This window comes from Paenibacillus sp. CAU 1782 (genome assembly GCF_054551715.1).
Window position 1 is genome coordinate 157,760 of sequence record NZ_JBTOLL010000008.1, and the last position, 22,745, is coordinate 180,504.

Annotated in this window: 19 protein-coding genes; 16 read left to right on the forward strand and 3 right to left on the reverse strand. The window is 48.0% G+C overall.

All coding sequences use genetic code 11. The features are described 5' to 3' along the window. Window positions 1-13: 13 nt before the first annotated feature. The 3 genes from ACX93W_RS17600 to ACX93W_RS17610 all read left to right on the forward strand — a co-directional run bounded on the left by ACX93W_RS17600 (window position 14) and on the right by ACX93W_RS17610 (window position 2,442). The gene (locus tag ACX93W_RS17600; RefSeq protein WP_459393679.1) at window positions 14-352 is read left to right on the forward strand and encodes a metal-sensitive transcriptional regulator; all 339 of its coding nucleotides are present in this window, start codon (window positions 14-16) and stop codon (window positions 350-352) included. Window positions 353-371: 19 nt separating this feature from the next. Further along, the gene (locus ACX93W_RS17605; protein ID WP_459393680.1) at window positions 372-572 is read left to right on the forward strand and encodes a cation transporter; all 201 of its coding nucleotides are present in this window, start codon (window positions 372-374) and stop codon (window positions 570-572) included. 1,057 nt (window positions 573-1,629) lie between these two features. After that, complete coding sequence (locus ACX93W_RS17610; RefSeq protein ID WP_459393681.1) at window positions 1,630-2,442, forward strand: DUF421 domain-containing protein; 813 nt, start codon at window positions 1,630-1,632, stop codon at window positions 2,440-2,442. 46 nt (window positions 2,443-2,488) lie between these two features. Here the strand turns inward: ACX93W_RS17610 and ACX93W_RS17615 are convergent, their stop codons facing one another. Further along, window positions 2,489-3,223 (reverse strand): hypothetical protein, encoded by a 735-nt coding sequence (locus tag ACX93W_RS17615; RefSeq protein ID WP_459393682.1) that lies wholly within the window; start codon window positions 3,221-3,223, stop codon window positions 2,489-2,491. A gap of 366 nt (window positions 3,224-3,589) precedes the next feature. Between ACX93W_RS17615 and coxB the strand changes: the two genes are divergently transcribed. From coxB to ACX93W_RS17670, 11 genes are all read left to right on the forward strand, one after another. Then, window positions 3,590-4,645 carry a cytochrome c oxidase subunit II gene (gene coxB, locus ACX93W_RS17620; RefSeq protein WP_459393683.1) on the forward strand — a complete coding sequence of 352 codons (1,056 nt, stop codon included), beginning with the start codon at window positions 3,590-3,592 and terminating at the stop codon, window positions 4,643-4,645. Between the two features lie 80 nt (window positions 4,646-4,725). Further along, complete coding sequence (ctaD, locus tag ACX93W_RS17625; protein ID WP_459393721.1) at window positions 4,726-6,576, forward strand: cytochrome c oxidase subunit I; 1,851 nt, start codon at window positions 4,726-4,728, stop codon at window positions 6,574-6,576. Then, complete coding sequence (locus tag ACX93W_RS17630) at window positions 6,573-7,190, forward strand: cytochrome (ubi)quinol oxidase subunit III (protein WP_459393684.1); 618 nt, start codon at window positions 6,573-6,575, stop codon at window positions 7,188-7,190. Before ctaD ends, ACX93W_RS17630 begins: the two co-directional genes overlap by 4 nt. Before the next feature lie 3 nt (window positions 7,191-7,193). After that, window positions 7,194-7,511: a cytochrome C oxidase subunit IV family protein gene (locus tag ACX93W_RS17635; RefSeq protein ID WP_459393685.1), complete on the forward strand. Its 318-nt coding sequence runs from the start codon at window positions 7,194-7,196 to the stop codon at window positions 7,509-7,511. Between the two features lie 95 nt (window positions 7,512-7,606). After that, window positions 7,607-8,506, forward strand: coding sequence for a cytochrome c oxidase assembly factor CtaG (ctaG, locus tag ACX93W_RS17640; protein ID WP_459393686.1), 900 nt, complete (start codon window positions 7,607-7,609; stop codon window positions 8,504-8,506). Between the two features lie 114 nt (window positions 8,507-8,620). Beyond that, entirely contained in the window at window positions 8,621-9,064 is a 444-nt protein-coding gene (locus ACX93W_RS17645) for a DUF420 domain-containing protein (protein ID WP_459393722.1), read from the forward strand. Window positions 9,065-9,792: 728 nt separating this feature from the next. Continuing rightward, the gene (locus tag ACX93W_RS17650) at window positions 9,793-10,524 is read left to right on the forward strand and encodes a hypothetical protein (protein ID WP_459393687.1); all 732 of its coding nucleotides are present in this window, start codon (window positions 9,793-9,795) and stop codon (window positions 10,522-10,524) included. A 20-nt stretch (window positions 10,525-10,544) separates the two neighbouring features. After that, on the forward strand, window positions 10,545-10,940 hold the full coding sequence (locus ACX93W_RS17655) for a GntR family transcriptional regulator (RefSeq protein WP_459393688.1): 396 nt from the start codon (window positions 10,545-10,547) through the stop codon (window positions 10,938-10,940). 5 nt (window positions 10,941-10,945) lie between these two features. Further along, window positions 10,946-11,881, forward strand: a complete 936-nt coding sequence (locus ACX93W_RS17660; protein ID WP_459393689.1) for an ABC transporter ATP-binding protein — start codon at window positions 10,946-10,948, stop codon at window positions 11,879-11,881. After that, window positions 11,878-12,780 (forward strand): ABC transporter ATP-binding protein, encoded by a 903-nt coding sequence (locus tag ACX93W_RS17665; protein WP_459393690.1) that lies wholly within the window; start codon window positions 11,878-11,880, stop codon window positions 12,778-12,780. The genes ACX93W_RS17660 and ACX93W_RS17665 overlap by 4 nt, the downstream gene beginning before the upstream one ends. After that, window positions 12,773-14,083, forward strand: a complete 1,311-nt coding sequence (locus ACX93W_RS17670; RefSeq protein ID WP_459393691.1) for an ABC transporter permease — start codon at window positions 12,773-12,775, stop codon at window positions 14,081-14,083. Before ACX93W_RS17665 ends, ACX93W_RS17670 begins: the two co-directional genes overlap by 8 nt. A gap of 116 nt (window positions 14,084-14,199) precedes the next feature. Here ACX93W_RS17670 and ACX93W_RS17675 read toward each other — a convergent pair whose 3' ends face one another. Next, entirely contained in the window at window positions 14,200-14,364 is a 165-nt protein-coding gene (locus ACX93W_RS17675) for a hypothetical protein (protein WP_459393692.1), read from the reverse strand. Between the two features lie 134 nt (window positions 14,365-14,498). Here ACX93W_RS17675 and ACX93W_RS17680 point away from each other — a divergent pair, with 134 nt between their 5' ends. Beyond that, complete coding sequence (locus tag ACX93W_RS17680; RefSeq protein WP_459393693.1) at window positions 14,499-19,805, forward strand: leucine-rich repeat protein; 5,307 nt, start codon at window positions 14,499-14,501, stop codon at window positions 19,803-19,805. Window positions 19,806-20,038: 233 nt separating this feature from the next. Here ACX93W_RS17680 and ACX93W_RS17685 read toward each other — a convergent pair whose 3' ends face one another. Then, a complete protein-coding gene (locus tag ACX93W_RS17685; RefSeq protein WP_459393694.1) occupies window positions 20,039-20,497 on the reverse strand; it encodes a nucleoside deaminase in 459 nt (152 codons plus the stop codon). Between the two features lie 311 nt (window positions 20,498-20,808). On the opposite strand from ACX93W_RS17685, the gene ACX93W_RS17690 reads away from it, so the two are divergent. Continuing rightward, the gene (locus ACX93W_RS17690; protein ID WP_459393695.1) at window positions 20,809-22,731 is read left to right on the forward strand and encodes a hypothetical protein; all 1,923 of its coding nucleotides are present in this window, start codon (window positions 20,809-20,811) and stop codon (window positions 22,729-22,731) included. Window positions 22,732-22,745: the final 14 nt, after the last annotated feature.

A 22,745-nucleotide genomic window follows, 5' to 3' on the forward strand; every position in this document is an offset into this window, starting at 1 on the left:
TGGAGGTAACGCAATGAATTCTGCACATGAAGGCTCGGAGGAGCAACACTGTCATAGTCATAATGGCGACGAACCCCGCAAGAGCCATCATTCCGAGAAGCTGAAGCAAAATCTGGCTTCCCGGCTAAACCGGATTGAAGGTCAAATTCGCGGTGTCAAAGCGATGATCGAAAAAGATACGTATTGCGATGATGTATTGACGCAAATTGCAGCCGCACAATCCGCTTTGGGCAGTGTAGCCAAGCTGCTGCTGGAAGGGCATTTGAAAAGCTGTGTCGTTGAACGCATTCAGGCGGGCGAAGAAGAGGTTATTCAGGAATTGCTCGTGACCGTCAATAAATTAATGAAATAAAGGGAAAGAGGGATCCAACATGGAAAACGCTGTATTGAAAGTATCGGGTATGAGCTGCGGTCATTGCGTAAGCTCTGTGCAAAAAGCAGTTGAGGAAGTTGGCGCAAGCGGATCGGTCGATCTTGCTAGCGGACAAGTTGAGGTGTCCTACGATGCAGCAAAGGTGTCGTTGGAGCAAATTAAGGCGGCCATCGAGGACCAAGGCTACGACATCCTTTAAAGAGGATGTTCAAAAAGTCCGCTTTCCATTGCGTAACATGCCTGGCGGCATGGCCGGCGTCGAATATGGGACTCAGCCGAAACTTCCGTTGCTCACTTAGCTCCCACTAAGCTCCGCTACTCAGTTTCTAGCTTCATCCCATCTTCTTGGCACTGAAAAGCGGACTTTTTGAACTTCATTTTTATGCGGTTGTTCAAAAAGTCCGCTTTCCATTGCGGATCATGCCTGGCGGCATGGCCGGCGTCGAATATGGGACTCAGCCGAAACTTCCGTTGCTCACTTAGCTCCCACTAAGCTCCGCTACTCAGTTTCTAGCTTCATCCCATCTTCTTGACACTGAAAAGCGGACTTTTTGAACTTCATTTTTATGCGGTTGTTCAAAAAGTCCGCTTTCCATTGCGGATCATGCCTGGCGGCATGGCCGGCGTCGAATATGGAACTGAAAAGCGGGCTGAAAGTTGGACAGGGCAGTCCATTCCAGCAACATATGTTGAGTTACCGGATGGCTGCCCTTAATTATATATATTTAACCTGTAGCGGGTTTAATCCAAATGCCCGGGTGTGTCTTGAAATTCCGCTGGGAGCAGATTATGCCGAATTTTCGTTCCATGCAAGGCGTTTTTTCGCAGGCTTACCGGGGTAAGTCAAGGAAAAGTAACGCAGCAGGGTGCGAAAAGGCAGTGAAAGATGCCCTTGAGCGAGTTTTAAGATACGCCCTAATCACCAATGTCTTCTCATCCTAAAACAACGAAAGCCCTACCTCTCTTCCGTCCTTGCGGCTCCAATGACCGCGCCAGTGTGAATCAGAATTTCCATAACAACAATCAAAGCTCAATGGGTCAGTTAGAAATCAAAATCAGAGGGTAAATTGAATCTTACTGAGGATTTCATAGGGGTTAAATATATCATTCTTATAATCATAACTCATTTCATCTGTAAATGCAAGCATCAATTCAATGCAGAACATGCATGACTTTTCTCCTTTTGGACACTCTAATAGGACGGGTTCAAAAAGCTCAATTTGAACAACCTTTCAAAGGGGAAGGAGAGTATATGCATGCAAGAATGGTTAGAGGTTATTATACGAACCTTTGCCGCTATTATCATTTTGTTTTTTTTGACCAAGCTGCTTGGCAAACGACAAATTTCGGAGTTGTCGTTGTTTGAATACATAACGGGCATTTCAATCGGCAATATCGCCGCCTATATTTCTCTGGACATCGATAATTTATGGTATCTGGGCATCATCTCGCTTTGCGTTTGGGTCAGCGTATCGGTGGGTATTGAGTTCTGGACGCTCAAGAGCAGGAAAGCCAACGAATATATTGACGGCAAAAGCACGGTGCTGATCAAAAACGGAAAGCTGGAGAAAAGCAAACTTGCCAAAGAAAGATTAACCGTCGAGGAACTGCTGGAGCAGCTGAGGCAAAAGGATGTATTTCGGGTAGCGGATGTCGAATTTGCGGTGATGGAGCCAAACGGCGAACTGGATGTCATGCTAAAAAAACAATTTCAGCCCATCACTCCCGATATGCTAGGGTGGTATCCCGGAGAAGATAAACCGTCCTATGCCGTCATCATCGACGGCAAGCTGATAAAGGAGGAGCTGCAGCAGAGCGGTCAAAATGAAGATTTTGTTCATGCCGAGCTCAAGCAGTTGTCGTTAAAGCTGGATGAGGTTTTACTGGCGCAAATCGATGGAAATAATGAAATGACGTTCCATACGATGGATGGCCGATCGCTGCCGCAGAAGAAACCGTCCGGCTACAATGCCTCCAGCAAAGAGGAAATCAGGCAAAGCATCGGACGGTTAATGATGGAACTGCGAATGCTGGAAGGCAAGCTGGACGAGAAGGATCGTTCCAACTAATTCTTCGGAATGTTTGTATTGACATATATAATAGGAAGAGATTTTCTCAACGCGGTTTGACCATTTGCCATTCCTCGGGCGACACGCGTCCCGGCTGGGTTATCGGTTTAGGCATCACGCTGCCCCCGTCGAAATAATACTGAACAACGGTGTTGAAGCTGTCCGTCCATGGCGAAAGAGCACGTCCGCCCCAAGCTTCTTTGGCGAACTCGTTGAAATAGTTGATAAATTCCATGTTGGCCGAGATGTGAACCTCCTGTACCATCGGCAGTTCCGCGCGGATCAGGTCGGCAATGGTTTGCTTGAGCTCATGGGATAATCGATGATGTTCATTAACGGTGTAATACGAATTGTAAGGAGAGGCGGCAACCCGGCCGTTGCCGTAGGGAGTGCCGCTATCGATATTGTAGACTCCTTCATTTGTGCCGGTGTTGTTCTGCTCCCAGGTTCCACCGTAACCCGTCGTGCCAACCGCCGTCCAGTCCAGCAGGATGGCGACATATGCGTTTTTGTCCGTCAGCATTACGTTGGCGGCGGCTATGCCGTTTAATGATGTAACCTTGCGCGACAAGGCGGAGCTGTATTCAAAAAATACGTTATGATGCTGATTGGGATTGCTTGACGCTGTGCCATATGACCGGACTCCGCTGTTTTTGGGATCCCCGCTTTTTCTGCTGCCGTAATCGGAATCGCTCCTTTGAAACTCCTGCTTATAGCTGCATCCTGCCGGAAAAACCGCAAGCAAGGCCAGAACCAGCAGCAGAGCCGCTTTTTTCCTCATCACGGATTGCCTCCATTTCAATGTGTATTGCCATTAGTGTGGATTAGCCGGCCCGAAATATACGCTTCGGTTCCGATACATAATTAGCCATTGGTTTGGGCTACAATGAAAAATAGAGTAATTTTGATACGAAGGGGAAAATTAGGAATAATGCAATGTCAAATTGCTGCTGCAACAACGTTTTTGACAGCTTTGAGAACAATTTGTGAACTCTCTGTGGAGCGTTGACAAAAATGAGACACAACTTTATATTTAATTAAGTGATTTATGTTACAGCATTGTGAAGAATCATCAACAGATTACGTAACAGACCGCTGGCCACGGGAAATCCGGTCGTTGCGAAAAAGTCAAAAATGGGGTTGATTAATGATGAATCGGTGGCAATTTGTAAAACGGCTTGCGCCGCTTATGGCCATGCTGGCGTTACTGCTGACGGCTTGCGGCAGAGCGGATCTGTCGACGCTGAATCCGCAAGGACCTGTGGCGGAAGAACAGTTTGGACTGATGAAAACGGCGATAATCATTATGGCGATCGTTGTTGTTGTCGTGTTTGCAATCTGCTTCTACGTCATTATTCGTTTCCGCAGACGCGCGGGAGACAAGAGCATACCTAAGCAAGTGGAAGGCAGCCATAAGCTGGAGATCATCTGGACTGTCATTCCGATCATCCTGCTCATTATTTTGGGTGTGCCGACTGTGCAATCCGTATTCAACCTGTCCAAAGATTACAGTAACGACCCTGATGCGGTGAAAGTTATCGTTACCTCTCATCAATATTGGTGGGAATTCGAGTATCCGGAGCTTGGGATCAAGACTTCTCAGGAGCTTGTCATTCCTAACAACCGCGTAGTAGCCATCGAAGCCAAATCGGCTGATGTCATTCACTCCTTCTGGATTCCTTCTCTTGCGGGCAAAATAGATACAAATCCTGCAGGAAACGAAAATAGAATGTATTTTTCAGCGCCAAAAGAAGGCGTTTACTTGGGCAAATGCGCCGAGTTATGCGGCCCTTCGCACGGCCTGATGGACTTTAAGGTAAAGTCTGTTGATGCCGCTTCCTTCGACCGTTGGACAGCCGCAATGCAAGCTCCAGTTGCAATGCCGAGCGATCCGGCGATTGCGGACGCATTCGAGAAAAAATGTCTGGCATGCCATGCCGTAGGCGATATGGGCGGTCCTGCTTTTCCTAACCTGACCGGTATCGGCAGCAAAGAAAGCGTTGCGGGCATTCTGGTTAACGTCGAAGCTGATGATATTAAATACAAACACGAAGATACGGTTTACAACAACCTCTACAAATGGATTAAAGATCCCAATGCGATCAAACCCGGAAACGCGATGACAGATCAATATGATCTGACAGAAGAAGAGATACAGGGCATCGCGAAGTATTTGTCGGAGTTAACGTTAGATTTTGAATAAATCATCAGTGATTGAAGGGGGTTCCTGCTTTGGCACATGCTCACGCACATGGTCATGCAGTCAAGCGTTACAGTGGGATTATGGACTGGCTGACAACCGTTGACCACAAAAAGATCGGAATTTTGTATTTGATAGCAGGAGGCTTTTTCTTTCTGGTAGGGGGCCTGGAGGCTATTCTGATCCGGGTGCAGCTATGGGCGCCTCAGAATGACTTTGTAAGCGCAAATACGTATAACGAGCTCATAACGATGCATGGCACCACTATGATTTTCCTTGCGGCGATGCCGCTCCTGTTCGCTTTGATGAATGCGGTTGTACCGCTGCAAATCGGCGCGCGCGACGTTGCGTTCCCATTTGTAAACTCGCTAGGATTCTGGACGTTCCTTTTTGGCGGCTTGCTATTGAATGTCAGCTGGATAGTGGGAAGCGTTCCCGATGCGGGCTGGACATCTTACGCGCCGTTAGCGGGAACAACGTATAGCGGAAACCATGGCGTAGATTATTATGTTTTGGGCCTGCAGATTGCGGGGATCGGAACCTTGATCGGGGGCATCAACTTCCTTGTCACGATCATTAATATGAGAGCTCCAGGCATGACCTTTATGCGGATGCCGATGTTTACATGGACGGCTTTTATTACATCGGCGCTCATCCTGTTTGCTTTCCCGGCACTGACTGTTGGTCTTGCGGCTCTTATGTTCGACCGCTTGTTCGGAGCGAATTTCTTTGATCCAACCGCGGGCGGCAATGCCGTACTCTGGGAGCATATTTTCTGGATTTTCGGACACCCTGAGGTATATATTCTGATCCTGCCTGCCTTTGGCATCATTTCCGAAGTCATTAGTACCTTCTCGCGCAAACGGCTGTTTGGCTATAGCTCTATGGTGTTTGCGACGATTTTGATCGGCTTCCTGGGCTTTATGGTATGGGCGCATCATATGTTTACAACGGGATTGGGCCCTATTGCTAACGCCTTGTTCTCGATTGCGACGATGCTGATTGCCGTGCCGACCGGTATCAAAATATTCAACTGGCTGTTTACGATGTGGGGCGGCTCCATCAAGTTCACCACTGCCAATCTTTACGCGGTCGGCTTTATCCCGACCTTCGTTATGGGCGGCGTAACGGGTGTCATGTTGGCCGCGGCGCCAGCTGACTTCCAGTATCACGATTCCTATTTTGTCGTCGCGCATTTCCATTACGTAATTGTTGGCGGCCTGGTGCTTGGCATATTTGCCGGTCTGCATTACTGGTGGCCTAAAATGTTCGGACGCGTATTGAATGAAACATTAGGCAAGTGGACGTTCTGGATGTTCTATATCGGCTTTCATTTGACGTTTTTTGTACAGCATTTCCTTGGTTTGCTGGGCATGCCGCGCCGGATCTGGCAGTACCTGGACGGTCTTGGATTTAACGAAATGAACATGATCAGCACCATCGGCGCTTTTATGATGGGCATCGGTACGATTATGTTCCTGCTTAATGTTATTGCTTCGTTTGCAAAACCTAAAACCGCCGTATACGATCCTTGGGAAGACGGACGTACGTTGGAATGGACAATTCCTTCGCCGGCGCCGGAATACAATTTTGCTCAAACGCCTCTTGTACGTGGCTACGATGCTTTTTGGAAAGAAAAAATGGAAGGCCGCAGCGGTATGACTCCGGCAGAGCCGATTGGCCCGATTCATATGCCATCTCCGTCCATCCTTCCGTTTTTTATGGGATTGGGACTGTTTATCGCAGGTTTTGGGTTTATGTACGCGCCGGATTGGGGTCATTTCCTTGGCACGCCGCTGACGACCGGGCATTTCATCGGTATTATCGGCTTGTTGACCACCCTGATTTCCATGCTGCTTCGTTCCGTAATCGACGATCACGGCTTCCATATTGAAGAGGCTGAAATTCTGAAGGATATGGGGGGAAAAGCATGAGTGCGCAAACACATGCAGAAGGGCAATTGCCCCACGAGCCGGAAAAAGCGACCCTGGAAGGCCGCAATAAGGTTCTTGGTTTCTGGTTGTTCCTTGGCGGAGAAACAGTGCTTTTCGGCACACTCTTTGCGGCGTTTCTGGCGCTTCGCGATCAAGTGATGGACGGCCCCACTCCGGATCATTTATTTGATCTTGGGCTGGTGGCCATCGCAACCGCTATTCTGCTTACATCCAGCTTGACGAGCGTTTTCGCCATTCAGGCGATGCATAGGCATGAAACTAAAGCTTTGATTAACTGGCTGATTATTACCGTTCTTCTTGGCGTAGGTTTTCTAGGGCTGGAAATTTACGAGTTTTACCACTATGTACTTGAAGGCCACGGCTTTACAACCAGCGCGTTCAGCTCATCGTTTTATACCCTGGTCGGTTTCCACGGAGCACACGTATTGTTTGGTATCCTGTGGATTACGCTGCTGATTATCCAGCTGAAGAGAAAAGGCCTGACCGTGGTTACCGCGCCAAAGGTTTATGTTGCGGGCATGTACTGGCATTTTATCGACGTTGTCTGGGTGTTCATCTTTACAGTCGTATATTTGATGGGAAAGGTGGTTTAACGCATGGCAGCGAATGGTTCCTCCCCGGAGCAAAGCAGAAGGCGGCATAAGGTTGAAGGACCCAAAAAGCATATCATTGCTTTTTTGTTCTCCATTTTGCTGACGTTTATTGCGTTTGCAACTGTCATCAGCGGCGAAATCAACAAAGACTTCATCTATATTATTTTGCTGGGTACGGCAGTGCTTCAGGTGTTTGTGCAGATGGCCTTCTGGATGCATATGAAGGACCGCGGACACCGCTACGCCGTCATCGGCATCTTGTCCGGCGTCTTTATCGTTTTTACCTGCGTCATTATGGCGGAATATTGGGTATGGTGGTAAGGCAAGCCGCTTGGCATAATTGAACAGAGGAGGGTCCCTTGCCGGGTCCCTCTTCTTGCGTAAAGTCCGTTAAGCACGAAAGGAGTGCAATCGCGATGTTTGGCATCCTGGGTTATTTCAGCTTTGAGGAATTGTGGACGCCGCTGTTTCTTTTTGCTATGGCTGCGATCGTTATCTTGTATTTCTATTTGGTAGGCCCTTGGAGGGAGAAACACGCCCCGAACGAGCAGGGAGCAAGCGGGTGGCAAAAAACATTGTTTGTTTCTGCCGCTTTTCTGTTCTACCTATCGCATGGCGGGCCGCTGAATTTGCTTGGCCATTTGATGTTTACGTTTCATATGGTCAATATGTCAATCTCTTATTTGATTGTTCCGCTGATGGTTTTGCTGGCCGTACCGGCATTTCTGTGGCGCAAGCTGTTTGGCCATCCATTCTGGCGCAAGCTGCGTTTTTTGATGCATCCTGTTATTACGCTTATTCTATTTAATATGTTGTTTTCAATCTACCATGTTCCCGTTGTGCATGACTACGTCATGACTAACTTTACTGTGCATCGGCTCTATTATTTGGTTCTGCTCATTGCCTCCTTTATGATGTGGTGGCAGGTGGCATCTCCGGTTCCGGAATGGTCAAGGCTGACCGACGTAAAAAGAATGGCGTATGTTTTTGCCAATGGGGTACTGCTGACGCCTGCTTGCGCGCTCATTATTTTTGCGGATACGGGTCTGTATGCGACCTACAGCGATCCCGGGGTGTGGGCGACGGCGATGGGGTATTGCATACCCGGCGATACTGCCTATCTATTGACGGAATACGGAGGACCGGATTTCTTTAATTACATGGGCGGCGTGGTGCAGGACCAGCAGCTTGGCGGTATTGTAATGAAGCTGGTGCAGGAGCTGATGTACGGCATCATTCTTGCCTACATTTTCCGGCAATGGTTTAAACGCGAGCATACAGAGGATGATTTGCCCAATCCCGGTACGGTACAATAGGAATGAAGCTGGTTAGCCAATTTTGCTGCAAAACGCTTGATCTGTCCGGGACAGGTTAGCCTTTTGCGCCTGGATGGAGTGATGTGATTGAGTGGTAGCGATTTGAATACGCTTATGCCGACGACCAGCACTTTTTTTATCGTGGTTAGCGCCGTGCTGGTCGCCATTGGGTGGCGACTTGCCATCAAGCGCAAGCTGGAGCAGCATCAGACCGTAATGCTGTGGGCCGCTATTGCGGCAATTATCTTTTTTGTTATCTATGCATCACGAACGTTGTTTATCGGCAGTACGCCGTACAACGGACCCGACGGACTTAAACCTTATTATCTTATTTTCTTGCTGTTCCATATTGTCCTCGCTACGGTTGCTGCGGTATTCGGGATTACGACAATAACTTTGGGTTACCGCAAAAAAATGGTCAAGCATCGCCGACTGGGGCGAATTACTTCAATCATATGGTTTATAACGGCGATTACCGGCGTTTTTGTTTATCTCATCTTGTATGTGATATACCCTGCGGCGGAGGTCAAACCGCTATTTGATGCGATATTTAGTTGAAACGAGATATCGGCAACGGTGAAACAGCCGTTCCGGCACAGCTGTTCGAGGCTGTACGGAACGGCTGTTTTTTTGCGGGGAAAATCGGCATCGTTGTTTGTTCCTATTGTTTCTGCTTATATAGGGGTTGCTGAAGATGATAACCTTTTTTAATAAATGGACTTCGATAGGTAGCTTTCAAGCTTTCTCCTGTCTAGCGGTCATTCATGACCGTTAGAGCCTCAAATGGCTACTTTGTCTTCGTCTAAAGGACATCCCCGTCCTTTAGACGCTCAAAAGTCGTGTGTGTGGGGTGAATTTTGGCTTTTACGGTCATGGATGTCCTTTAAAATGGGCTTTTGATCGAAAAAAAGGCTCTAAAGGTCACGGATGTCCGTAAGAATGTGGCCGGTATTCGGCACACCGAAAAAATGCTGCTTAGCGTTTGTAAACCACTCGTAGCAATTACACCAACCTTTGTGCCGCAGAGATTTCTCTTGCTAACAGTCAATCGTTAATTTTTGCTTTCATCCATCATTTTTCATCCATTATTTATGAAGGTTCACTGCTTTGTTTGTAAAGGAGCTTGGCTTTAATGGAGAAAATGTGCGAGATGGCAATAGAAAAGGAAATGGCAACGGCAATAGCAATTATCAAGGGGGTTGACAGGAGAGTATAGTGTGCATATACTGTGTATATAGATATATACAGTATATAAACAGTGTGAAGCATATAGGAGGCGTGATGGCATGAACACTTGGCAAGGAGCATGGTATTTTGCTAAGGAAGAGTTTCGAAGGGGCGGATGGCGGCATTTGATGGGCGTCTTTTTTATCTTCTATCTGCTTCTGTTTCTGGGAGGATACTTCTCCAGTGCTATGAAAGACGGCGAACTGGATTCTTTTATCGGATGGGCTATGGACTTTCTAGCCTGGGGGCTATTTCCTCTTCTGGGGTTGTTGTCATCGCAGGTTAAAGGGTTTTATTGGAAAACCGATGATTATACGAACAAGGTTGTGGGTTGGAGAATACTCCCGATTTCGAATCGTCAGGTCGCATTGGGGCGCATCTTTTTGTTATTAATGAACGCAATTCCGACGTTAGGCATCTTTTTTACTCTTTTCTATCTCATGACAACACAGCTATACAGTGTGCCTTTGGATCTGGTCGGTTATCTGTTGTTTTCGTTGTTCTGGTTCAGTTACGCGATAGCGGTGGCCGTTATCTATACTTATATCGAGATTGGGTTTTCGGGCAAGTTTTACTTCTGGTTTTGTTTGATCTTCGTCGTTCTATTGCTAGGCACATCCATTCTGCTTTCGTATCTCGTCCAGTATTCTGTGCTGGTGAGGGTATACGAACTAAGCAGGGACGGACAGGGCTGGATCAGTCTAATTGCATTGGGCGTAGCGGTTTTAGCCGCAGTAGTCAGCTATAATGCGAAAATAGGCCGCATACAAAAAAGAGATTTGTACAGATAATCTAGAAAGCGGGTGAAGCGATGCGACTGCCCATCCAAATTAACGAGCAAAGCTCCGAGCCGCTCTACCAACAGATTGAAGTTCAGCTCAAGGCTTTGATTGTAAGCGGGCAATTGGCGGAGGGAACCTTGCTCCCATCCATCCGCGAGCTTGCTCAGGCTGTCAAATGCAGTGTCATAACGGTCAAGCGGGTTTATAGCGACCTGGAGACGGAAGGGCTTGTGCGAACACGTCAGGGGACAGGCACCTATGTGGCGCGAGTCGGGGAGCAGGAGCGTGACCGTCAGCGGTTGGCGGGAGTGCTTGAGGCCATTGATGAAGCTATTGTTGCCGGAAAACGAGTAAAGTGTTCCAAAGAGGAATTGCACCAATTGTTTAACGAGGCGCTAGACAATCAATACAGCGAAGGGGGATGAGAGGGATGGAGGAGCAACAAGCTATTGTTTTTGATGGGATACACCAAAAAAGAAGCAATTTTGAGATTGGGCCAATTACGCTTGGCATACCGGAGGGTTTTATAACGGCGATTGTTGGCCCTAATGGCAGCGGGAAAAGTACGCTGTTCCGCATGGCGCTGGATCTCAGCAAGCCGGATCATGGTAAAGTAACGATGCTGGGAAGCGAAGTAGGCGGCGAAGGCGACCACCTTATTAAGCAGCGTATTGGCTACCTGGCGGAAGGTCCGTTTAAACTTGATGACAACTTGAAAGCTTGCGACAAGGCTCGCTATTATAGTGGCTGGTATCCCAACTGGAATGTCAATCGATATCAGGAACTGCTTCATATTTTGGGAGTGAACGACAATCAGCGGATGTCCAAAATGTCCAAGGGGATGCGCCGCAAATTTGAATTTGCGCTTGCCATCGCCCATAGTCCAGAGCTGCTTCTGCTGGATGAACCATCGTCGGGGCTGGACCCCATCGCTTGGAAAACGATGATTGATGTGCTGCATCGGTATATGGGGCAAGGCGGCAGAACCATTTTGATGAATACACACATCATTGAGGAAGTAAAACGCCTGGCGGATTATATCGTATTTATGGCCCAAGGCCGAGTGCTTGGCATGTATGAAAAGGATGAACTGTTTGGAAACTGGTTTACGCTTTACGTTTCGGGAGACGGACTTACGTCGACCCGTTTGGCAGACCTTCCCGGTCAATGCAGCATTGAACCAGTCGGAGCCTCCGCTTTCCGGGTTGTCACGGGCAAAGCCTGGGATGCAGAGGAATGGTGCAGGTTAAACGGCATAGATATAACCAGCAGGCAAGCATTGGAGCTGGATGATATATTGGCAGCGCATCTACAGCGGGACGGTTTGGGATCAAGAGTACATGAAACGAGGGGATTGTTCAAATGAAACCATTAATAGTCGAAAATGTGATTAAGCAATATGCGGACAAAACAGCAGTTAACGGCATCAGTTTTGAAGTAGGGCAAGGCGAAATTTATGGTCTGCTCGGCGCCAACGGCGCTGGCAAAACAACAACGATGCGGATGGTTCTGGGCTTGATTTATCCCGATTCAGGCAACATTCGTTACAATGGGCAGCCTTACAGCACGAAGCAGCTTGGTTTGCTGGGATATTTGCCGGAGGAACGCGGTCTTTATCCAAAAGTACGGGTTTGCGACCAGATTCTTTACCTCTCCCAGCTTCGCGGCATGTCTAAAAAAGACGCCGATCAAAACCTGAAGCGTTGGCTGGAAAGGTTCGAGGTACCGGAGTATTACAACAAAAAGGTAGAGGAGCTGTCTAAAGGTAATCAGCAAAAAATCCAGTTTATCGCTGCCGTCAACCACAAGCCGCAATTCGTTGTGCTGGACGAAGCCTTTAGCGGGCTGGATCCCGTCAATGTGGAGCTGTTAAAAGCCACGGTAAAAGAGTTGCGCGATTCCGGCAGCAGCATCCTGTTTTCGACTCACCGGATGGAGCACGTTGAGGAGCTTTGCCGCAACATTACGATACTGCACAGGTCCAATACCGTGCTTAGCGGCAATCTGAAGGAAGTAAAGGGACGTTTCCCGCGTGAACGGGTGATCCTGAGCGCTAGGTCCGAAGTAAAAGGTTTTGAGGACATCAGCGGCGTAACCTTTGTTAACAAGCATGAATACGGCTATGAAATCGGCATCCAGTCGGAGGCCGTTGGACCGGAAATTTTGCGCCATGCGCTTGAGCAGTCCGAAGTGACCCGTTTTGAAATCAAGGAACCAACGTTAAACGAAATCTTTATTAAGACGGTAGGTGAGCGTAATGAATAGTTTCTGGACAGTAGTAGGATTTACGACGAAGAATAAATTCCGCGGCAAAGCATTTATCATTACAACGCTTATTATTGCACTCATTATTAGCATCGGCATTAATCTTCCTTATATCATTAGCCAGTTTGACAAAGGCGAGTCCAGTGCCAAACAAATCGGCTATATCCAGTCTCAGCAAGGCGAACAGGACGCGGGTACGGAAACGGGCAACAGCCTCAAGGCATATTTTGACGCCGTGGAAGGCAGCAGCATCCAAATGGCCGCGTTCCCGGACAAAGGCGATGCTGCGCAGAACGAGCAGCAATTGCAGGAGGCCATTAACAATGGCTCCATCAACGGGTATCTGGAATTTGGCGAAATGAGCGACAACGGCTATCCTGCCATGTCCTATAAATCGGAAAAGCTGATGGAATTCAGCGTAACGGAATCTCTGCAAACCGCGCTGCAAAATATTCGCCTGCAAACCGCGCTGCAAGATGCGGGCCTTAGCGACAGCCAATTGGCTATGCTTCAGGCTCCTATCAAAATCACAACCTTGCAAATCACTTCCGGCAGCACGGGCGGTGAAGGCAAATCATCGGCGCAGCAAGGCGTAAACATGGGCTTGATCTACTTTATCATCATCTTCCTGTTCATTGCCATCATGACATCCGGACAATTGATTGCTTCCGAGGTAACGGCCGAGAAAAGCTCGCGCATCATGGAAATTCTGATCACAAGTGTTGCGCCGCTTAAGCAGATGTTCGGCAAAATTTTCGGTATGTTCCTGGTCGTGCTTTCTCAGGTTGCCTTGTACGTCTGCGTTATTCTGATCAATCTGTCGCTTCCGCATAATAAAAGCACGTTGAGCGGCTTCAATATTGATCTTTCCAGCATTGATCCGATGCTGCTTGTATATTCGCTAGTGTTCTTCCTCACCGGCTTTTTCCTGTTCGCCACCCTCTATGCTGCGGTTGGCTCCATCGTGAGCCGGACGGAGGATCTGGGGCAGGCAACAATGCCGATGACTTTTATCTCGTTGGCAGGCTTCTACATCGCCATGTTCAGCATCAGCACGCCGGACAGCCTGCTGGTTAAAATAACTTCCTTTATCCCGCTCTTCTCGCCATTTGTCATGACGCTTCGTCTTGGACTTACCGGCGTACCGACATGGGAAGTACTGGTTTCCATCGCAATCCTGCTGGTCACCATCTATGGAGCGGTTTACGCTTCTGCCAAAATCTACCGCACAGGCGTCCTGATGTACGGCAAACGCCCAAGCTGGAAAGAAATCCGCAAAGCGATGAAGGCTTACAAGATTTAAGGCTTTGCATGTACATGTGAGGAGTCATAATTATTGAGAAGAGTATCAAGGCTGCCGATATTAATCGGCAGCCTTTTTTCGAATTAACACGCTCCTTCAGGAAAACTGAAGTTATTTCAAATTGACCGGGCTGCAGAAGTATAATGAATAGTAATAGTCGGTTGGCTTTTGGCTTTTTCCTCCGCTTTTTTTTTTCCTGATTTATTTCCCTGCCGATATCCCGCAGATTCTTGCCAGAAAAGGATTTCCCCGATCTCTGCCATTTCTCTGATCCATTTCACATAAATTCAAATCCCCGAATCGCTTGATGCTGCGCGTATTCTGCTATTTCTTTCATTATTTATTTATTGACCGTCTCTATAATGAAAAGTTGTACCCGTTTATTCGACAAGCTCAATGGTAAAGGAGAAATATTATGAGAAAATCACTATTATGTTTATTGATTGCATTAATAGCGTTCGGGACTTCATTAACGCAAATTCAAGTCGGGTATGCGGCCGAAGTTGAATTTATTTTCACTACGAGCAACAATGTCGCCACCGTTACAGGTTACTCAGGTACGGAGGTGAATGTGGTCATTCCCGAAACGTTATCGGGTGTGGCGGTAACTTCGATTGGAAGATCGGCGTTTGATACCTACGGGACGGCTAAACCTAAACTTGCGAGTGTCGTTATTCCGAATAGTGTGGTGGAGATTCAAACGTATGCTTTTCGTTATAATAGCCTCACTTCTATAGATCTACCCGACAACTTGCTAAGGATTGGAGCCAGTGCTTTCGAGAACAATCCTCTTACGAGCGTTGTATTCCCGGATAGCGTGACGTCGATCGGTAACTATGCTTTTTACATGAGTGATTTAACATCAATTACTTTATCGGAAAATTTGAAGACCATTTCAGGAGGGGCTTTCGACACTAATAAACTTACAAGACTGGTTATCCCGTCAGGCGTAACGACTGTTCAGAGCTCTGCATTCTATGCTAATAATTTGACAAGCGTAACTGTTTTAGGCGCTGAGACATCTTTTGGGGTAGACGTCTTTAGGAGCAATCCGGGGAATCTAAAACTATTTGGAATCGCGAATTCTCCAGCAGCTACTTATGCAGCGAATAGCGGTCACGAATTTGTTGACGGAACGGCGTTGTTTCAAGCGGTCGCGACTGCCAAAACAGCGTTGGCCAATCATTTGCCGGGTACCGGTGTAGGACAAGTGCCAGCCAATGCCTATAGCAATTTGACAGCGGCGTATGACGTTGCCATTGCATTTGTCAACGGAATCGGGAACGCGACCGTCGTCTCCGATCTGGTCACTGCTGCAATGCCATTGACCGCAGCGATATCGGCATTCGAGGGGCAGATTATTCGGTCAGGCAATCCTGCGGCATTAGGGACGGCGCTGACTGAAGCGGGGCTGGTACTCTCTGTTCATTCAGCAGGCACGAACGCAGGACAAACATCGGAGGGCAATCGCAGCGCTCTGCAATTCGCGATCGACGCGGCGCGGCAAATCTATAATCAGGCTGGTATTTACCGACAGGATGAATTGGACGTCGCAGTCGCTGAGTTAGATGCAGCGATTGATACGTTCATGGCTGCAATTATACCTGCGGGAGATCCAACGGTGCTCGGCACAGCGATTGCGAATGCTCAGCAGGTAATGACGAATCATCCGCAAGGCGAAAACGTGGGACAAACGTCTTCGGCAACACACATTGCCTTACAGACGGCGGTCAATACGGCGCAGCAGATTCTCCAGAACGCTAGCCAATACTCGCAAAGTCAGTTGGATACTGCCGTCGCAAATTTGGAAACAGCGAAGTCGACGTTCGAATCCGCAATTATTCCGGCTGGGGATGTCGCGGAGCTGGAGGACTTGTTGGAGGATGCAACCCGCATGCTGGTTGAACATCCGCAAGGCATAGGCGTTGGACAGACGTCAGCAAGCGATCGCAGCGCGTTGCAGGCAGCGATCAACGCCGCTCAAGCAATAGCCGACGAATCATCGAAGCAAACTCAGAATCAATTGAATGCAGCCGTTGCAAATTTGGAAACGGCGAAGTCGACGTTCGAATCCGCAATTATTCCGGCGGGAGATGTCACGGAGTTGGAGGACTTGTTGGTGGATGCAACCCGCATGCTGGTTGACCATCCGCAAGGCGCAGGCGTAGGACAAGCGTCAGCAAGCGATCGCAGCGCTTTGCAGGCAGCAATTAACGCCGCTCAAGCAATAGCCGACGAAGCACTGAAACAAACTCAGAATCAATTGAATGCAGCCGTCGCAAATTTGGAAACAGCGAAGTCGACGTTCGAATCCGTAATTATTCCGGCGGGAGATGTCGCGGAGCTGGAGGACTTGTTGGTGGATGTAACTCAAATGCTGGCGGACCATCCACAAGGTGCAGCCGTAGGACAGGCGTCAGCGAGTGATCGCAGCGCGTTGCAGGCAGCAATCAACGCCGCACAAGCAATAGCCGACGAAGCATTGAAACAAACTCAGAATCAATTGAATGCAGCCGTCGCCGAATTGGAAACGGCAATGGATACGTTCGAATCCGCAATTATTCCGGCGGGAGATGTCGCGGAGCTGGAGGACTTGTTGGAGGATGCAACCCGCATGCTGGTTGAACATCCGCAAGGCACAGGTGTAGGACAGGCGTCGGCGAGCACCCGTAACGCGTTGCAGGCAGCAATCAACGCCGCTCAAGCAATAGCCGACGAAGCACTGAAGCAAACTCAGAATCAATTGAATGCAGCCGTCGCAAATTTGAAAACGGCGAAGTCGACGTTCGAATCCGCAATTATTCTGGCTGGAGATGTCGCGGAGCTGGAGGAATTGTTGGAGGATGCAACCCGCATACTGGTTGACCATCCGCTAGGCACAGGTGTAGGACAGGCGTCGGCGAGCGCCCGTAACGCGTTGCAGGCAGCAATCAATGCCGCGCAAGCAATAGCCGACGAAGCATTGAAACAAACTCAGAATCAATTGAATGCAGCCGTCGCCGAATTGGAAACGGCAATGGATACGTTCGAATCCGCAATTATTCCGGCGGGAGATGTCACGGAGCTGGAGGACTTGTTGGTGGATGCAACCCGAATACTGGTGAACCATCCGCAAGGCATAGCCGTAGGACAGGCGTCGGCGAGCGATCGCAGCGCGTTGCAGGCAGCAATCAACGCCGCGCAAGCAATAGCCGACGAAGCATTGAAACAAACTCAGAATCAATTGAATGCAGCCGTCGCCGAATTGGAAACGGCAATGGATACGTTCGAATCCGCAATTATTCCGGCTGGAGATGTCGCGGAGCTGGAGGACTTGTTGGAGGATGCAACCCGCATGCTGGTTGAACATCCGCAAGGCACAGGTGTAGGACAGGCGTCGGCGAGCACCCGTAACGCGTTGCAGGCAGCGATCAACGCCGCTCAAGCAATAGCCGACGAAGCATTAAAGCAAACCCAGAGTCAGTTGGATGCAGCCGTCGCAAATTTGAAAACGGCGAAGTCGACGTTCGAATCCGCAATTATTCTGGCTGGAGATGTCGCGGAGCTGGAGGACTTGTTGGTGGATGCAACCGAAATGCTGGTTGACCATCCACAAGGCACAGGCGTAGGCCAAGCTTCAGCAAGCGATCGCAGCGCGTTGCAGGCAGCAATCAACGCGGCGCAAGCAATAGCCGACGAAGCACTGAAACAAACCCAGAGTCAGTTGGACGCTGCCGTCGCAGAATTGGGAACAGCAATGGATACGTTCGAATCCGCATGGGTGGGGGGAGAACTGACGGCACCGGCCAATAAGTTGTATGGTCCGAACAATGTCCTTCATTTTACGGTACGCTATGGATACGGAGTTATCGTTGCCGGGACGCCGGTTGTTCCGCTTAGGATTGGAGCCAGTTCCAACACTCGGACGGTCAATGCTGAATATACGGGAACACATAACGAGGCAATGACGGAGCTGACCTTCGAATACAAAGTTCCAGCAGGAATGGTAGATGAGGATGGCATCGAAGTTGCCGCCGCGTTGGAGCTTCCGGACGATGCCAGCATTGTACGCGCCTCCGGGGGGGCAGCTTCGCTGGCGTTCGGGACGCCGGATACGAGCGGAGTCTACATCGTGTCGATATCACCCGACGTTGTGCTGACGGCTGAACCTGATGGATCGAGGCAGCAAGTGATCAGAGCGGCGGCAAGTGTGTACGGTGAAGCGGCTGGCAATGCATTGGTGGTGCTTCGATGGCTGAAGGGCAATCTCAACGCGGCTGATTTCATGGATGGAGGAGGTAGCGATATTTTATCCGAGCCTCGATTCACTGTCTCTGAAAACGGCGAGTATACCGTGTTTGCTCGAGACGAGGCAGGCAATGATACGGTGAAGGTGATTGCCGTAACCGGCATCTCAACACCGTCTCAGTCGTTTGGCGGTGATCGACCGGCTTCGAGTTCCACCGTGACAATTAATCAGAATGGCGGGATTAGCGCAATTATCGATTCGTCTGTCATCAAACAAATCAAAAGTTCTGACGGCACGCTGATCGAACAGGTCATCCTCTCTGAAAGGATGGAGGAGCAAGTGCTGGAGCTTCTGAGAGAGGCAAAGGAACCGCTTGTCACGATTGTGATAAATGATCAGGAGCATACCGTGCAGACACAGCTTTCGGCTGCTTGGATCGCTGAGATCGCCAAGGCTTATCCGAATGCAATAATTGAGGCGCAACTAAATGGGTCGAGTTACCAATTGCAACTAAATGCGCTCGACCTGGATATTTTGGCGGAACGTCTCGATACGGACTTATCGAATATGACCGTAAGCATCATTCAGGAGCAAGTCGGCGAGGATATTCGAAATGAGATTGAAAGGCTTGGCGTCTCCCAAGGGTTTACCGTATTCGGCGGCATCATTGATTTCAAGGTGACGGCGGAAGCAAACGGGAAAACGTTGGAGGTGCAAAATTTCGGAGAATCGTACATGGCTCGGACGATCAGACTTGGCGGGGGGGCTGAGAACCGCAACCTGGTTTCAGTTATGTACAATCCGGCGACCGGAACAATCATTTTTGTTCCTGCGAGTCTGAGCACAAGGACGGACGGCTCGCTGGAAGCGATTCTGAAAGTGCCGCATAACAGCATCTACACGGTCGTAGATGTGAAGGCTCGAACTTTTTCCGACTTAACCGGACACTGGGCAAAAGCGGATGTGGATTATTTAGCATCGAAGCTGTTGGTATACGGATTGACGGCCGATCGTTTCTCTCCAGATGGTACTATTACTCGGGCGGAATTTTTGGCCTTGCTCGTTCGCGGATTGGGGCTGACCGTGAAGGAGAATGAGGACAGTTCCTATTACTCAGATGTCTTGGAGACCGCATGGTATGCCCCAGTGGTCAATGCGGCGGTGGCAAACAGACTTGCAACAGGCATTAGCGCGGAGAGTTTTGCGCCCAACGCCCCGATCACCCGCGAGCAAATGGCCGTAATTATTGATAAAGCATTAACCTTCTCCGGCCATGCAAACAGTAGAGATATGCAAGCGGAAAGTCCGTTGATTTCGTTCGCGGATTTCGACCACATTTCTACCTGGGCGCAATCGGCGGTAGCACGTGTATCGGAAGTCGGCATCATAAAGGGGATGGAAGACGGACGTTTCGCTCCGACGGGATATGCGACGCGGGCGCAGGCGGCGGTCATGCTGAAGAGGCTCCTGCAATACTTGCATCATATCGATTAAACTTTGCTGCAGTAGCGCTAACGGGATACTTCGCAACTATAAGGTGGTCAAGCCCCCATTCAGTGGACATTGAAAAAACACTTATTCGTATGTTTACCGTTTAAACTTTTGTCCCTCTATTGCCATTAAAAATACACCCCCTAGAATTTTCATCGGATAAACCACGAGGTTTATTCCAATGTCCATTCTAAGGGGTGCACTTTATTATTCGATCGGATTGAAATTTAGCCTTTTTAGTTGTGCGGAAAATAGTTGGACAATATCTTTAGGCTTTCTTCGCGCAATATGCCGCCTGTCACTTTAGGTTTATGGTCAGAGTTTTCAAATACAATTTGAGAGGCATGACATCCTTTTTCGTCTAAAAGCGCACATAGATCAATATCACTGGCAGCATAAACGAGTCGTCCAAGCTTGGTCCAAACCATCGCGCCAGAGCACATAAAACATGGCTCGCAGCTTGAATATAACGTGTAATCCTGTAAATCGGTTATATGTGTTTCTGCACAGAATCTCCGAAGCAAGCCTGCCTCTGCATGGAACGTTGGATCAGTAGCTGAATAGATCTGGTTTTCGTTACTAAAAACAATTTCCCCATCTTTAACCAACACAGCACCAAAAGGTTCGTTGCCATGCTCAACAGCAAGTTGAGAAAGTCTAATTGCTTCCTTCATGAAGTAATCGTCTTGACTCATGATTCAGTTCCCATCCTTTTAACTTCTATGATAGTTTTAACCAAAATGGAATGTCAATCTTCGTTATAAAGCTGTGTCATTGTGCTGTGATAATGTCACTGTATAACTGTTCTGAGATAATGTCACTATGGGACAGGATATGTATCGCGATTGCTATAAGAGTCTACATTGAAACAGTTGAAATGGCAGAAATAATTACAAAGAGAAGGAATAAATTGAAATAATCCCGAAAATGTAAAGGGAGTAAGCAGGGGGTTGGCGATTATGCATTTCAATGAATATGAATATATCTATTGACTGGAGCAGACCAAGTGAAAAAAGTGATTATAACAACATCTATGATTGAGCAATTTTTAATATCGATTTCGTTCGATGAACATCTGGCGAATGAGGTTGCCGAACACGTGATGATGGAAAATTCTAAATCGATAAAATGGGATCATTTATCAAACAACTTGAGTTTTAATACCCAACAATATAGTTATGCCTGGGCATTGGCTAAATCAATGATGATAAATAAAGATGAGCCTGAAAAAATAAGCCGATGGTTAACAATTATGCTGATCGTTGGAGGTGAACGTTTCCTCGAATGCAGTGTTGGATTTACTGACGATGCGCTTTGGCGCAGAGGTTGTCTGAATATTATGGTGAAATACAAAGTCCCGCTGACCGTTGTTTGGAACTGGTTTCTTCAGCATGATGAATTACATCGTTTTAACCGGATACCCGAGCAGCATACCGTTTCATTTCTCGATGAAGTTGCGGAGCGGCAGCCCGATCTGATGTTTGATCGTATCGACGAGTTTCCAGTGGCCGGGCAGTTATTCTGTGCTTTATCCTTAAATAAATTTGGGCATGAAAGAGACAAATCTCTTTTGTGGTTTGAAGAGCAGCTTAAAGCTTACGTCGAGCAACAAATAAGATCGGATCTGAAGACGTCTCCTAGAGCGGAAGATATTATTGTTGCCATACAAACAGCCCGAGATGCAGACTTTATACAGCAACTCATGCACGATGCAAACTGGGAAGATATTCATGTTATGAATAAGTGGTTATGCAAATCTATATTCCTGGCGGCGGAAACGGTGAATACAGTTGCTTTTTCTGATTCATTCATTCAATTTTTACTAAAATGGAGTATGGAGCGATTTAACCGCCTCTATAGTTATGCTACAGCACATTTTGATGATGAGAAGCAGCAATTATTTCCGGAAATTCTGAATAAATATGGGTATGGCAGAGATCAGTATATATTGCTTCTGGCGGACTTTTCCTACAAAAAGAAGTTTCTGGTAAAAGAACTGAAAGACAACGAGTTGTACTATTTGCGTGCCGTTGAGAATTCACGGCATTTAACAACGAAAACGCTATGTTTCGTATTATGGGAAATAAAGGATGGTTTTCCGTATCTAAAGCATATGGAGGAGCAACTTCTTGATTTAGTCCGGATTGAATTAGAACGTTTAAACGTTGCTTCCGATGACCTAATCGAAATGATGAGTTTCTTACGTGGCGAGCCGCTAACAGAAGCCGGGAAGCAAATATTGCGAAAGTACAGAACTGATTATTCAGTATATCGCTTCCTTTTGACCGTAGGCGAAGATCTCATGCCCTACACGGACCTTTTTTATCGTATATTGTGCTTCCTGGCTTATGCCGACCAACAAACCTTTCATCTATTATGTGAACGGTCGACGAGAAAAGACATGGCAACAAGCACCGTATTGCTTGGCCGCGTGTTTAACCTGGGCTGCGAGGCAGCAGATTTACTGCCTGATCTCGTCCGAACCGCAATTCCGAAACGTTATGGATCACCTGAGGATAAGGAATGGAGCAAGTCCGTTGATTATTACTTGCGTAAACATGTGGATGGATTGGCGGTCGAGCTGCTTCAGGTATTGTTGAGTTCCGAGTTGGATAAATACGAAATCGGGTATTTATTGGATCTGCTGATTTTGCAGCGTCCATCAGAATCTTACATAGCCGTTTCTTTTTTGGATCACGATTCTAAATCGGTAAGAGACAAGGCAGTTACATTGCTGGAGCCGTACCCCGAGAATGAAGCGAGAATCATAGACTTTGCTACGCACAAAAAAATCGCAGTACGGGAAGGTGCAATCCGACTGTTGTGCAAATGGAAGACGGCTTCCGGCATGGTTAAGCTCCAAGAAATATGGCATAAGGAAAAATCGGATAAAATGAAAGCTCTTATCGCAAATGCTATTCCATTGTAATCATTACTTTTATA